This is a genomic window from Pseudomonas sp. P39-UII1 (assembly GCF_039672635.1).
GTDB lineage: Bacteria > Pseudomonadota > Gammaproteobacteria > Pseudomonadales > Pseudomonadaceae > Aquipseudomonas.
The window spans coordinates 47,688-60,765 of sequence record NZ_JBDFPP010000014.1; the positions used below are offsets into that span (position 1 = coordinate 47,688).

A 13,078-nucleotide genomic window follows, 5' to 3' on the forward strand; every position below is an offset into this window, starting at 1 on the left:
GCCCATTCGCGGGGCAAGCCCGCTCCCACAGGGCCTCGCCGCCTTCAGCGGCTGCGCAAAACTTTGTGGGAGCCGGCTTGCCGGCGATTGGGCCGCGCAGCGGCCCCTGTTGGTATCAGCCCAGGCACCGGGTGACGTGCTTCACCGAAAGATAACCTGACAACCCCCAAGGCCCGAGCTCGCGACCGATCCCGCTGCCCTTGGTCCCGCCCCACGACGTCTCGACGAACACCGCCTGCACCGAGTTGATCCACACATGCCCGACTTCCAGCGCATCGGCCACACGCTCGGCGCGTTCCAGGTCGGCCGAACAGACGGTGGCAACCAGGCCGAAACGGCTGTCATTGGCCTCGGCAATCGCCTGTGCTTCGGTCGAGAAGCGGCGTGCGCACAGCACGGGGCCAAAGATCTCCTCCGTCCACAGGCGGCTGTCCACAGGCACGTCGGCATACAGCGTGGGGCTCACGAACCAACCCTCACGGTCCAGCGCATGCCCGCCCGTCAGGCATTGCAGGCCCTCTTCGCGTGCCGTCGCGAAGTAGCTGGCAACTTTCAACCACTGTGCCTGGCTGGTCAGCGGGCCCATGTCCACTTCTTCAGCCAGCGGGTTGCCAACCCGCAGCTTCTCCAAGGCTTGCTGCAGGCGCGCCAGCAGGGTATCGGCGATGCCATCCTGCACCAGCAGGCGCGAGGTGGCCGAGCACATCTGCCCGGCATTCCAGGTGATGCCGGCGACAATCCATTCCACTGCCTGGTCGACATCGCAATCGTCGAACACCACGATCGCCGACTTGCCGCCCAGCTCCAGCGTCACCGGCCGGCACTGTGCCGAAGCACTGCGCATCACCTGGCTGCCGACACTGTTGCTGCCAGTGAACGACAGCTTGTCGAGGCCTGCGTGGTTGCTTAGCGCCGCGCCGGTTTCGGCCTTGCCGTTGACGATGTTCAGCACGCCGGCGGGCAGGCCGAGGGTGTCGGCGATCTGGCCGTAAGCCTGCTCGATCAGCGGGGTGACCTCCGACGGTTTGAGCACCACCGTGCAGCCAGCGGCCAGGGCCGGGGCGAGCTTCCAGGCGCTGGTCACCAGCGGGAAGTTCCACGGCACGATCAGGCCGACCACGCCCACCGGTTCCAGGCGGGTGCGCGCAGTGAACCCGGGCGCAGCCAGGGGGACGTCGCGGTTTTTCGACGGCAGTTGCTCGGCCAGGTCGGCGTAGTAGCTGAATGTGGCAATCGCATCGTCCAGGTCGATTTCGGCCTCGTGGCGCGGCTTGCCGTTGTTGCGCATCTGCAGGGCAATCAACGCTTCACGGCGCTGCCCGAGCTGCTCGGCAAAGCCGCGCAGGTAGGCTGCACGGTCGCTGGCGCTGGTGTGCTTCCAGGCGGGCAGGGCTTTACGCGCTGCAGCAACGGCCTGGTCAACCTGGGCAACGCTGGCAGCCATCAGTTCGGCGAAGGGCAGGCCCAGCGCAGGGTCGGTGACGCTGATGCAGTCGCTGCCCTGGCCTTCGACCCAGCGGCCGGCGATGTAGTGGGAAGTGGTCATGGTCGGTATCCAGTCAGGCCATTTCGGCAGTGGTCAGCACCGGCGTGTGCGGGGTGCTTTTGCAGCGCACCCAGCGCGGGCCATTGGGGCCATACACGCCAGCAGGTTCAGGGAACAGGTTGAGCAGCAGCAGGTAGAGCACGCCGGCCAGGCCCAAGGTGACTGGCAGGCTCAGGTCGATACCGCTGGCCAGGTCACCCAGCGGGCCGACGAACTGCCCCGGCAGGTTGACGAAGCACAGGCCGACGGCCGCGCTGGGGATCCACGCGCCCATGCCGCGCCAGTTCCAGCCGTGCAGGAACCAGTAGTGCCCACCACGTTGGCCGCGGGTGAACACCTGCAGGTCGTCAGCATGGTAGAAGCCGCGGCGGGTAATCAGGCCGAGGATCATGATCACCATCCAAGGGCTTGTGCAGGTGATGATCAGCACGGCGAAGGTCGACACGCTCTGCACCAGGTTGAAGGTGAAGCGGCCGATGAAGATGAAGGCAATGGCCAGCACGCCGATCAGCAGGGTGGCGCCGGCGCGGCTGAGCAGGCGCGGGAACACGCTGGACATGTCCAGGCCCGTGCCATACAGCGCCGTGGTGCCGGTGGACATGCCGCCAATCACCGCAATCAGGCACACCGGCAGGAAGAACCAGCTTGGCGCAACAGCCAGCAAACCACCCACGTAGTTGTTGGCGGCGATGTAGTCCGGTGCCTGGGTGGCCACCAGCGTAGCGGTGCACAGGCCGAACAGGAACGGGATCAGCGTGCCGGCCTGTGCGGCGATCACCGCCAGCATGATGCGCGCCTTCGGCGTTTGCCGCGGGATGTAGCGCGACCAGTCGCCAAGGAAGGCACCGAACGATACCGGGTTGCTCATGGCCAGGATCGCAGCGCCTACAAATGCGGCCCAGAAGCCGGCCTGCCCGAGGTTGACGCTACCGGCGTAGCCCGCATCGAAGGGCCCTGCGAAGGCGACGATGCCCAGCAGGAACAGCAGGCTCGACGCCCATACGGCAATCTTGTTCACCCACAGCATGAAGCGGAAGCCGAAGATGCACACCACCAATACCAGGATGGCGAACAGGCCGTAGGCCAGGCCCAGGGTCAGGTCGGTTTCCGGCAGGCCGGCCAGGCGCTTGGCGCCGCCGACCAGGGCATCGCCCGAGCTCCATACCGACAGCGAGAAGAATGCCACGGCGGTCAGCAGCGACAGGAACGAGCCGACGATGCGCCCATGCACGCCGAAGTGCGCGCCTGACGACACCGCATTGTTGGTGCCGTTGAGCGCACCGAACAGGCCCATGGGTGCGAGGATCAGCGCGCCCACGCCGACCCCTAGCAGAATCGCCCAGACCCCGGCCTGGAACGACAGGCCGAACAACACTGGGAAGCTGCCCAGCACGGCGGTGGCGAAGGTGTTGGCACCGCCAAAAATGAGGCGGAACAGGTCCAGCGGGGCGGCGTCGCGTTGATCGTCAGGGATCTGTTCGACGCCATTGGTCTCGATACCGGTCGAGTGGCTCATGGTGATGCTCCAGCGCGTTGTTGTAGGCCGGCGCGGGGCGCGGCCCTCTTGTGGGTGCGATGGCAGGGCGGCAGGGCCGCGTAAGGGGTGGATCAGGCTGCGGTGACCACCGACAGGTGCTCGTGGCACGCCAGCCAGCGTTCACCCTGACGGCGGAACACGATGGTCTCGCGTTCGGCCAGTTGGTGTTCTTCGCCGGCGATGCGGATGTGCGTGGCCACATCGTGCATGAAGATCGCCACTTCTCCCTGCAGGCTCACCTGCACGTTGCTCGACACGCAGCCCAGCACCGCAAAACCCTCGGCCTGCCATTGAGCCCAGAGGTCTTCATAGGCACGGCGCGACAGCAACGGTTGCGGCAGAGTGTGAAAGAGGAAGGTGGCGTCCTCGCTGAAACAAGCGAAGTAGCGGGCGGTGTCGTTGCTGGCAAAGGCGGCGACGAGGTCGGCGGCAGCCTGCCGTACCTGGAGTGTCTGGTCCACGGGAGTGGCCTCACGGTTATTGTGATTGTGGTGAAGCGATTCTGGTGGGGAGGGGCGGGGGGAAAAATCGCTGGGGGGAAATAATTAGTTTAGAAATTCGTGAACCAACAGTCCCGCTTGCTTTACCCATGCCATAGCAGTGGATAAGGTGAAGGCAATTGCGTGTGGCCTTTGGGTGGCAATGCAGCCCTCTTCAGGTCTTTTGAATTCAAGGGAAATACAGGCGATGAGCAATTATCAGCCGCCGCTGACAGTAACGCCGCGAATATTGGCACTGGTCGCCGAGATCAGTGAGTGCGTGGGGCACCTGACGGCTTATCGGGAAGATACCTTCACACCCCAACTGCGCCGAGGTAACCGTATACGGACCATCCAGGCATCGCTTGCTATTGAAAACAATACCCTTACCGTCGAGCAGGTGACCGCGCTATTGGATGGCAAGCGAGTAATGGGTTTGCCACGCGAGATCCAGGAAGTCCGCAACGCCTTCTCTGCTTACGATGCGATGCCGACCTGGCAGCCGGATCGTCAATCCGATTTGCTGACTGCGCACGGTTTACTGATGCAGGGGCTGATTGATGATGCAGGCCACTTCCGCGAGAGTGGCGTGGGTATCTACCGTGAGGCAAAGCTGCTGCACATGGCCCCACCCGCCAGCCGGGTTGCAACGCTGGTACAAGACCTTCTGCATTGGCTGGCCCGCAGTGAGTGGCATCCTCTGATTGTAAGCTGCGTCTTTCACTACGAATTTGAATTCATCCATCCGTTCGCTGACGGTAACGGTCGGATGGGGAGGTTATGGCAGACACTCCTGCTAAGTCGCTGGCGCCCTGTTATGGCATTCATGCCGGTGGAAACTGTTATCCGTGAGCAACAGGAAGCCTATTACGCAGCGCTTGCAGCTTCTGATCAGGCAGCTGAGGCAACACCGTTTGCCGAGTTCATGCTGAGTGCTCTCCTGCAGGCGCTTGTTGAAGCCAGTGCTACCGATCAAGTAACCGATCAAGTAACCGATCAAGTAGCTAGCCTTTTGAGTATCCTTCCGCCGGGTTCCGCGTTGAAAAGCAATGAGCTGATGCAGCGTCTAGGGCTTTCTCACCGCCCCACGTTTAGCAAAAGTTATCTGAAACCTGCCTTGGCTGCAGGGCTGATCGAAATGACAGAGCCAGATTCACCGCGCAGTCCGACCCAGCAGTACCGACGAGTGCGTAATTGACATGCGGTGGGATGTGATCATCCAGGCCTTCGCCGACTGACGGCAGATCCCAACCTCAATCCTTGCCTACGCTGAAACTCCCAACCTGCGTTCGCAAGGAGATTTGTCATGGCCTTCCAATATAAACGTCTGGACAAGAACAACGCCGCAGTGCTGCTGGTCGATCACCAGGCTGGCTTGCTGTCACTGGTCCGCGATATCGACCCCGACCGCTTCAAGAACAACGTGCTGGCCCTCGCCGACCTGGCCAAGTACTTCAAGTTGCCGACTATCCTCACCACCAGCTTCGAAACCGGCCCCAATGGCCCGCTGGTGCCAGAACTCAAAGCGCTGTTCCCCGACGCCCCGTACATCGCCCGCCCTGGCAACATCAACGCCTGGGACAACGAAGATTTCGTCAAGGCGGTGAAGGCCACCGGCAAGAAGCAGCTGTTGATCGCCGGCGTGGTCACTGAAGTCTGCGTGGCCTTCCCGGCGTTGTCGGCGCTGGAGGAGGGCTTCGAGGTGTTCGTGGTCAGCGATGCATCCGGTACGTTCAACGAGCTGACCCGCGATTCCGCCTGGCGGCGCATGGAGGCAGCGGGGGCGCAACTGATGACCTGGTTCGGCGTGGCCTGTGAGCTGCACCGCGACTGGCGCAATGATGTCGAAGGGCTGGGGACCTTGTTCTCCAACCACATCCCGGACTACCGCAACCTGATGACCAGCTACGACAAGCTGGCGAAGTGAACCGTCAGGTTTGAACCATACTGACTGTTCAGCCGCCTTCAGGAACCTGCCAATGGCCAAGTCCTCCCGCAAGAAAGACCTGCAAGCACCCACGGAGAAACTGGGCGGCAAGGCCTACGAGAAGCAACTGAAAAGCCTGCATGTCGAACTGGTGAAGCTGCAGGAATGGGTCGTGGCCAAGGGCCTGAAGGTGTGCATCGTGTTCGAGGGTCGTGATGGTGCTGGCAAGGGTGGCACCATCAAGGCCATTACCGAGCGGGTGAGCCCCCGGGTATTCCGCGTGGTGGCGCTGCCAGCGCCGACCGAGCGGGAAAAAACCCAGATGTACGCCCAACGGTACCTCAACCACCTGCCGGCAGCTGGTGAAGTGGTGATCTTCGACCGCAGTTGGTACAACCGCGCCGGTGTCGAGCGGGTGATGGGTTTTTGCACCGAAGAGCAGGCCAGCAAATTCCTCACCGTGGTGCCGTTGCTGGAAAAATTGATGGTCGAGTCGGGGATCATCCTCATCAAGTACTGGCTGGAAGTCAGCGCCGACGAACAGACCCGCCGCCTGCAGGACCGCATCAGTGACGGCCGCAAACTGTGGAAGCTCTCGCCCATGGACCTGAAGTCCTATACCCGCTGGGACGAATACACCCGCGCACGTGACGAGATGTTCACCGCTTCGGATTCGTCCTGGGCACCGTGGTTCCTGGCCCACTCCAACGACAAGCGCCGCGCGCGGCTGAACATCATCAGCCACTTGCTGACACGGGTGCCTTACAAGGACATCACCCGTGACCAGGTGGTGAAGCTGCCCAAGCGCGGCAAGATCGGCAAGTACAAGGCGGTGGCGTATCCCTTCAAAGTGGTGGAAGAACGCTTCTGATCCTCGTTTAGGCGCTTCAGGCGTAGGATCTTTCCTAACCTGAAACCAAATGCTTCAGTTCAAGTTAGCTTGGGAATTATCCTACCCGCGCCGCTGCCGTTTCGCTGTTGTCGATGATGAGCATCAGGGCTAATTTCCCCGGGTCGTCATGGTTTGACGATCGGGTGTGAGAGCCCGGTGATACATCGTGCCAGTGCTATGGCAGCCGTTCGTGGGCAGGCGTTTGCCTGGCCGGAATTCCGATGTTCGCCGGTCTCTCACCCCACGTCCGGCTGCCACCCTGCTTCTGTGAGAGGAAGTTGAGTGGGGGCTTCGTATACTGAACTCGGAGAAGCATCATGAAAAAGCTCGTACCTGATCCGCCCACCGCAAAAACCACCTCCCGCTTGTTCTACACCATCAACAACGACATGCCCTCAGCCGAGGCATTGCTCTACGTGATTCAGCTACTGCGCGGCATCGAAGACACCCTCGACGAATACATCTGCGGCAATGTCGGCGAGCCGGGTATCGGCATGCTGGTCAATTCTGTACACAACGTGCAGATGGGGCGGGCGTTGACCGAATTGGTGCTGACCCGGGAGGCTGGAGATATCAGCTGGCACTGAGGCAGGTGTTGCTCGGCGCATTTGAGCCGTTAGCCGGGCCGCAAGGTTAGCGACTACCCATGTGGGAGCGGGGTTCAGCCACTTGCTGACACGGGTGCCTTACAAGGACATCACCCGTGACTAGGTGGTGAAGCTGCCCAAGCGCGGCAAGATCGGCAAGTACAAGGCGGTGGCGTATCCCTTCAAAGTGGTGGAAGAACGCTTCTGATCCTCGTTTTGGCGCTTCAGGCGTAGGATCTTTCCTAACCTGAAACCAAATGCTTCAGTTCAAGTTAGCTTGGGAATTATCCTACGCGCGCCGCTGCCGTTTCGCTGTTGTCGATGATGAGCATCAGGGCTAATTTCCCCGGGTCGTCATGGTTTGACGATCGGGTGTGAGAGCCTGCTTACAACCAAGAGCAGTACCGTCATGGTAGCTGTGCGTGGGCAGGCCTTTGCCTGGCCGGTTTTCGCTCTTGTTTGGCCGGTCTCTCACCCCACGTACAGCTGCCACCTAATCCTGTGAGAGGGAACGGGGCAGCTTCTGCCATCAAACGAGAGAAAGTCATGAAGAAGATTGTTCCTGATCCGCCCAGCAAACTCACCACACGCTCGTTCTACACCATCAACAACGACATGCCCTCAGCCGAGGCATTGCTCTACGTGATTCAGCTACTGCGCGGTATCGAAGACACCCTGGACGAATACATCTGCGGCAATGTCGGCGAGCCGGGTATCGGCATGCTGGTCAACTCTGTACACAACGTGCAGATGGGGCGGGCGTTGACCGAATTGGTGCTGACCAGGGAGGCTGGAGATATCAGCTGGCACTGAGGCAGGTGTTGCTCGGTGGCCATACTCCGCGGTGGATTGTTCGCGGATAAATCCGCTCCTACACAGCTCAAGTCATCACGGGCGTGAGTCATTCCTTTCCCTGGCCTGAAACGGCGGCGCCCCATTCGCGGGTAAACCCGCTCCTACAGGTTTAGCGCCAGCCTGAAGAGCGGCGCAGTACCTGTGGGGCCGGGTCTACCCGCGAACGGGGCGCCGCGGATTTACTGCCGTTATACGTTGAAGCGGAAGTGCATCACATCGCCGTCTTTGACGATGTAGTCCTTGCCTTCCAGGCGCCATTTACCGGCTTCCTTGGCACCGCCTTCACCCTTGAACTGGATGAAGTCGTCATAAGCCACCACTTCAGCGCGGATGAAACCTTTTTCGAAGTCGGTGTGGATCACGCCAGCGGCCTGCGGGGCGGTGGCGCCGACGCGCACGGTCCATGCACGGACTTCCTGCACGCCGGCAGTGAAGTAGGTCTGCAGGTTGAGCAGCTCGTAGCCGGCGCGGATAACGCGGTTCAGGCCAGGCTCTTCCAGGCCCAGGGCCTCGAGGAACATGTCTTTCTCTTCACCGTCGTCGAGTTCGGCGATTTCGGCTTCGATCTTGTTGCACACCGGTACCACGACCGCGCCTTCTTCTGCGGCGATGGCGCGGACCACGTCCAGGTGCGGGTTGTTGTCGAAACCGTCTTCAGCCACGTTGGCGATGTACATCACCGGCTTGCTGGTCAGCAGGTGGAAGCCACGGATGACGGTTTTTTCGTCGTCAGCCATGTTCTTCATCAGGCTGCGCGCAGGCTTGCCTTCGGTGAAGTGCGGAATCAGCTTTTCCAGAATGGCCTTTTGCGCCAGGGCTTCCTTGTCGCCGCCCTTGGCATTGCGGGTGACCTTCTGCAGTTGCTTCTCGCAGCTATCGAGGTCGGCGAAGATCAGTTCGAGGTCGATGATCTCGATGTCGCGCTTGGGGTCGACGCTGTTGGAAACGTGGATCACGTTCTCGTCTTCGAAGCAGCGCACCACGTGGGCGATGGCGTCGGTCTCGCGGATGTTGGCGAGAAACTTGTTGCCCAGGCCTTCACCTTTCGAGGCACCGGCCACCAGGCCCGCGATGTCGACGAACTCCATGGTGGTCGGCAGGATGCGGTTAGGCTTGACGATCTCTGCCAGCGCAGCCAGGCGCGCGTCGGGCATCGGCACGATGCCGCTGTTCGGCTCGATGGTGCAGAAGGGGAAGTTCTCCGCCGCGATGCCAGACTTGGTCAGGGCGTTGAACAGGGTGGACTTGCCGACGTTGGGCAGGCCGACGATGCCGCAATTGAAACCCATGGGTATTCCCCTTTCTAAAGTGTCAGGCCTTCTGGCTGTGCAGCTCGCGCATCGCCTTGGCGAAGTCGCCGGCAAGCACGTCCGGCAGCACGCCGAGGGCAAAATCGATGCTGGCGTCGAGCTTCTCCTGCTCGGCGCGCGGCGCGCGGCCCAGGACGAAGTTGGAGACCAGCTTGGCGTCACCCGGGTGGCCGATGCCAAGCCGCAGGCGGTGGAAGTCGTTCTGGTTGCCGAGCTGCGCGATGATGTCGCGCAGGCCGTTGTGCCCACCATGGCCACCGCCGCGCTTGAGCTTGGCGACGCCCGGAGGCAGGTCGAGTTCGTCATGCGCCACCAGGATTGCTTCCGGCTTGATGCGGAAGAAATTGGCCAAGGCCGCCACGGACTGGCCGCTACGGTTCATGTAGGTGGTGGGGATGAGCAGACGAACGTCGTTGCCCTGATGGCTGAATTTTGCCGTCAGGCCGAAATACTTGCGGTCAGCGGTCAAGGAGACGCGCTGGGCGCTGGCAATGCGTTCAACGAAAAGAGCCCCTGCGTTATGCCGGGTCTGTTCGTATTCGGGGCCGGGGTTACCCAAGCCGACGATCAACTGGATGGCGGTCACGTAGGGGCTCTTCCTTGGAGTTGGTGGGTTACGGTGCGCGGCACTGTAACCCGATCAACACCGGCGCGCGAGTGGATTACTCAGCGGCGCCTTCTTCAGCTTCTGGAGCAACGCGTGGCGCGTGAACGTTGGCAACAGCTTTGTCATCACCGTGGGCCAGAGCTACGAACTCTACGCCTTTCGGAGCTTTCAGGTCCGACAGGTGGATGATGGTGCCGATTTCAGCGTTTGCCAGGTCAACTTCGATGAACTCAGGCAGGTCTTTGGCTTCGCAGGAAACTTCGATCTGCGATTCAACGTGCGAGATCTCGCCGCCTTTCTTGGTCGGTGCTTCTTCGTTGATGAAGTGCACTGGAACAACAGCGGTCAGCTTCTGGCCAGCAACGACGCGGATGAAGTCAGCGTGCATGATGAACTGCTTGGCAGGGTGACGCTGCATGGCCTTGACGATGACGTTTTGCTTGACGCCGTCAACGTTCAGCTCGATCACGTGGCTGAAGGCAGCCTCGTCTTCGAACAGCTTGGTGATTTCCTTGGCCAGGATGGTCAGGGACTCGGCGTCCTTGTTACCACCGTAAACAACGGCTGGGATGTGAGCGGAGTGACGCAGGCGGCGGCTCGCACCTTTCCCCAGGTCAGTACGCGCTTGGGCGTTCAGAGTGAAATCAGTCATTTTGTTTCTCCAAAATAGCCCCCCGAGGGCGTTTGCGACCAGCGCCAACGGGGATGGCAAAAAAGCCCCGCCCCAACAAATGCTGGGGCGGGGCGCTTCATATCAATACACGTTCCGCTTAGCGGAACATCGCACTGATCGATTCTTCATTGCTGATGCGGCGGACCGCTTCAGCTACAACCGGTGCGATATCCAGCTGGCGGATACGGTCACAGGCTTGAGCAGCGGCGGACAGCGGAACGGTGTTGGTCACCACCAGCTCGTCCAGTACCGACTTCTCGATGTTCTCGATCGCACGGCCCGACAGGACAGGGTGCGTGCAGTAGGCATAAACCTTGGCCGCGCCGTGTTCTTTCAGAGCCTTGGCCGCATGGCACAGGGTGCCGGCGGTATCGACCATGTCGTCTACCAGGATGCAAGTGCGCCCTTCGACGTCGCCGATGATGTGCATGACTTCGGAGTGGTTGGCCTTTTCACGGCGTTTGTCGATGATACCCAGGTCGACACCCAGGGACTTGGCGACGGCACGTGCGCGCACGACACCACCGATGTCCGGGGAGACGATCATCAGGTTCTCGAAACGCTGGTCTTCGATATCGTCGACGAGTACGGGCGAACCGTAGATGTTGTCGACAGGAATATCGAAGAATCCCTGGATCTGGTCAGCGTGCAGGTCGACGGTGAGAACACGGTCGATACCCACGACAGTGAGCATGTCAGCGACAACTTTGGCGCTGATGGCTACACGTGCCGAACGCGGACGGCGGTCCTGGCGGGCGTATCCGAAGTAAGGAATCACGGCGGTGATTCGGGATGCTGAGGAGCGGCGGAAGGCGTCGGCCATCACTACCAGTTCCATCAGGTTATCGTTGGTCGGGGCACAAGTCGGCTGAATAATGAAAACGTCTTTACCGCGAACATTTTCATTGATCTCAGTGCTGATCTCGCCGTCGGAGAACTTACCGACAGAGACGTCACCGAGAGGGATATGCAGCTGACGTACGACACGCCGAGCCAGATCGGGGTTAGCGTTCCCCGTAAAGACCATCATCTTGGACACGCGCAGTACCTGGAGGCTGAGGGTATACCTGGATGAGTATAAGGAAAATGGCAGGGGCGGCTGGATTCGAACCAACGCATGGCAGGATCAAAACCTGCTGCCTTACCGCTTGGCGACGCCCCTGTATCTGTTGCTGCGAGCGCTAGGCACTCGGCTTCTTGACCAGACTTTGCAGCTTGCGATGCAACATCGAAACATTGCTTCCTTTCGCCACAAACCCTGTTTGGGTCGCTGAAAGAAGGGCCAGAACTTTATCAGCTTCGGCTTTGCTTGGGAAGGCCCCAAACACACAACTTCCAGTTCCTGTTAGTCGAGCTTCGGTGAATTTACCCAGAGAATTCAATGCGTTTCGAACTTCTGGATACCGCTGCTCAACCACCCCTTGGCAGTCATTTCGACTGTTTCCCTCGGGAACGGGGCGCATCTTAAGGGGGAGAGAATCACGTGTCAACTGCGGATGTGAAAAAATTTCTGCTGTACTGACAGACACTTGCGGCACCAGCACGACATACCACGGCTCGATCGGGGCGACCGGGGTCAGTTGTTCGCCGACACCCTGGGCAAACGCCGCGTGGCCACGGACGAAGACCGGTACGTCGGCGCCCAGGGCAAGCCCCAGATCGGCCAGGCGATCTTCGTCCCAGTCCAGTTGCCACAAATGTGCCAGCGCCAGCAGGGTGGTCGCCGCATTCGAACTGCCGCCGCCGATGCCGCCGCCCATGGGCAGCACCTTGCTCAGCCAGATGTCGGCACCCAGGCGGCTGCCCGACTGTTCCTGAAGCTTGCGCGCGGCACGCACGATCAGGTTGCTGTCGTGGGGGACCGACTCGATTTCGCTGTGCAGGTGGATCACGCCGTCTTCACGCACGGCGAATGTCAGCTCGTCACCGTGGTCGAGGAATTGGAACACGGTCTCCAGCTCGTGGTAGCCATCCGGGCGGCGGCCGATGATGTGCAGCCACAGGTTGAGCTTGGCCGGGGCGGGCAGGGTGAGCGTAGGCATCGATCAATGCCCCAGCTGGCGCGGCTGCCAGTCCTTGACCACCAAGGTCACGTCGATGTCTTTGCCGTGCAGCTTCAGGCGTTCGGGCAACCAGTAGCCATTCTGCTCGGTGTAGCTCAGGTATTGCACCTGCCAGCCATCCTGGTCGAGGCTGGCCAGGCGGCTGTCGCCGTCCAGGGTCAGCTTGCTCTTGGTGTCTGGAGCGGGCAGCCCGCGTACCCACCAGACCAGGTGCGAAACCGGCAATTGCCAGCCCAGTTGTTCTTCAAGCAAGGCTTCGGGGCTGCTGGCTTCGTAGCGGCCCTGGTTGGCCACCTCCAGCACCACGCCGCCGGGGCGACCGGTCAGGCGCGCGGCGCCGCGGCCCAGCGGGCCGGCCAGGCGGATGTCGTAGTAATCCTGGCGTTGCAGCCAGAACAGCGTGCCGCTGCCGGAATCGCGCGGGGCGCGGATACCGACCTTGCCGTTGATCTGCCAGCCATCGAGGCTGCTCAGTTGCTCTTTATGGGCGCGCCACTGCTGCGGGTCGCCGTGGCCCTGCAGGGCTTCGCGGCTACCAAAACCAGCGCAGCCGGCCAGCAGGGCAATCAGGGTGAAGGTGATGCAATGGCGCAAAAACATGG

14 protein-coding genes, 1 tRNA gene and 1 pseudogene are annotated in these 13,078 nt (G+C 61.1%); 6 read left to right on the forward strand and 10 right to left on the reverse strand.

Annotation, left to right across the window (positions count from 1 at the left end; genetic code table 11):
- Positions 1-115: 115 nt before the first annotated feature.
- From ABEH27_RS18035 to ABEH27_RS18045, 3 genes are all read right to left on the reverse strand, one after another.
- Positions 116-1,546: an aldehyde dehydrogenase family protein gene (locus tag ABEH27_RS18035; protein ID WP_346614877.1), complete on the reverse strand. Its 1,431-nt coding sequence runs from the start codon at positions 1,544-1,546 to the stop codon at positions 116-118.
- Between the two features lie 13 nt (positions 1,547-1,559).
- A complete protein-coding gene (locus ABEH27_RS18040) occupies positions 1,560-3,062 on the reverse strand; it encodes a cytosine permease (RefSeq protein ID WP_346614878.1) in 1,503 nt (500 codons plus the stop codon).
- A 92-nt stretch (positions 3,063-3,154) separates the two neighbouring features.
- Positions 3,155-3,544, reverse strand: coding sequence for a nuclear transport factor 2 family protein (locus tag ABEH27_RS18045; RefSeq protein ID WP_346614879.1), 390 nt, complete (start codon positions 3,542-3,544; stop codon positions 3,155-3,157).
- 226 nt (positions 3,545-3,770) lie between these two features.
- Between ABEH27_RS18045 and ABEH27_RS18050 the strand changes: the two genes are divergently transcribed.
- The 6 genes and pseudogenes from ABEH27_RS18050 to ABEH27_RS18075 all read left to right on the forward strand — a co-directional run bounded on the left by ABEH27_RS18050 (position 3,771) and on the right by ABEH27_RS18075 (position 7,781).
- Positions 3,771-4,760, forward strand: a complete 990-nt coding sequence (locus ABEH27_RS18050; protein WP_346614880.1) for a Fic family protein — start codon at positions 3,771-3,773, stop codon at positions 4,758-4,760.
- Between the two features lie 108 nt (positions 4,761-4,868).
- Positions 4,869-5,489: an isochorismate family cysteine hydrolase YcaC gene (ycaC, locus tag ABEH27_RS18055; protein ID WP_346614881.1), complete on the forward strand. Its 621-nt coding sequence runs from the start codon at positions 4,869-4,871 to the stop codon at positions 5,487-5,489.
- A 52-nt stretch (positions 5,490-5,541) separates the two neighbouring features.
- Positions 5,542-6,360 (forward strand): polyphosphate kinase 2, encoded by an 819-nt coding sequence (gene ppk2, locus ABEH27_RS18060; RefSeq protein ID WP_346614882.1) that lies wholly within the window; start codon positions 5,542-5,544, stop codon positions 6,358-6,360.
- 338 nt (positions 6,361-6,698) lie between these two features.
- A complete protein-coding gene (locus tag ABEH27_RS18065) occupies positions 6,699-6,968 on the forward strand; it encodes a hypothetical protein (RefSeq protein ID WP_346614883.1) in 270 nt (89 codons plus the stop codon).
- A gap of 76 nt (positions 6,969-7,044) precedes the next feature.
- Positions 7,045-7,176, forward strand: a pseudogene (locus ABEH27_RS18070) (polyphosphate kinase 2); the annotation flags it as partial.
- Positions 7,177-7,514: 338 nt separating this feature from the next.
- On the forward strand, positions 7,515-7,781 hold the full coding sequence (locus tag ABEH27_RS18075) for a hypothetical protein (protein ID WP_346614884.1): 267 nt from the start codon (positions 7,515-7,517) through the stop codon (positions 7,779-7,781).
- 230 nt (positions 7,782-8,011) lie between these two features.
- On the opposite strand, the gene ychF is transcribed toward ABEH27_RS18075, so the two are convergent.
- The 7 genes from ychF to lolB all read right to left on the reverse strand — a co-directional run bounded on the left by ychF (position 8,012) and on the right by lolB (position 13,076).
- Positions 8,012-9,112, reverse strand: coding sequence for a redox-regulated ATPase YchF (gene ychF / locus ABEH27_RS18080; RefSeq protein WP_346614885.1), 1,101 nt, complete (start codon positions 9,110-9,112; stop codon positions 8,012-8,014).
- Positions 9,113-9,134: 22 nt separating this feature from the next.
- Complete coding sequence (pth, locus tag ABEH27_RS18085) at positions 9,135-9,719, reverse strand: aminoacyl-tRNA hydrolase (protein WP_008099045.1); 585 nt, start codon at positions 9,717-9,719, stop codon at positions 9,135-9,137.
- Between the two features lie 76 nt (positions 9,720-9,795).
- Positions 9,796-10,392: a 50S ribosomal protein L25/general stress protein Ctc gene (locus ABEH27_RS18090; RefSeq protein ID WP_346614886.1), complete on the reverse strand. Its 597-nt coding sequence runs from the start codon at positions 10,390-10,392 to the stop codon at positions 9,796-9,798.
- A gap of 118 nt (positions 10,393-10,510) precedes the next feature.
- Positions 10,511-11,452, reverse strand: a complete 942-nt coding sequence (locus ABEH27_RS18095; RefSeq protein WP_003247410.1) for a ribose-phosphate pyrophosphokinase — start codon at positions 11,450-11,452, stop codon at positions 10,511-10,513.
- A 48-nt stretch (positions 11,453-11,500) separates the two neighbouring features.
- Positions 11,501-11,575: transfer RNA gene (locus ABEH27_RS18100), tRNA-Gln, on the reverse strand.
- A gap of 19 nt (positions 11,576-11,594) precedes the next feature.
- Entirely contained in the window at positions 11,595-12,455 is an 861-nt protein-coding gene (gene ispE / locus ABEH27_RS18105; RefSeq protein WP_346614887.1) for a 4-(cytidine 5'-diphospho)-2-C-methyl-D-erythritol kinase, read from the reverse strand.
- Between the two features lie 3 nt (positions 12,456-12,458).
- Positions 12,459-13,076, reverse strand: coding sequence for a lipoprotein insertase outer membrane protein LolB (gene lolB, locus ABEH27_RS18110; RefSeq protein WP_346614888.1), 618 nt, complete (start codon positions 13,074-13,076; stop codon positions 12,459-12,461).
- Between the last annotated feature and the right edge of the window lie 2 nt (positions 13,077-13,078).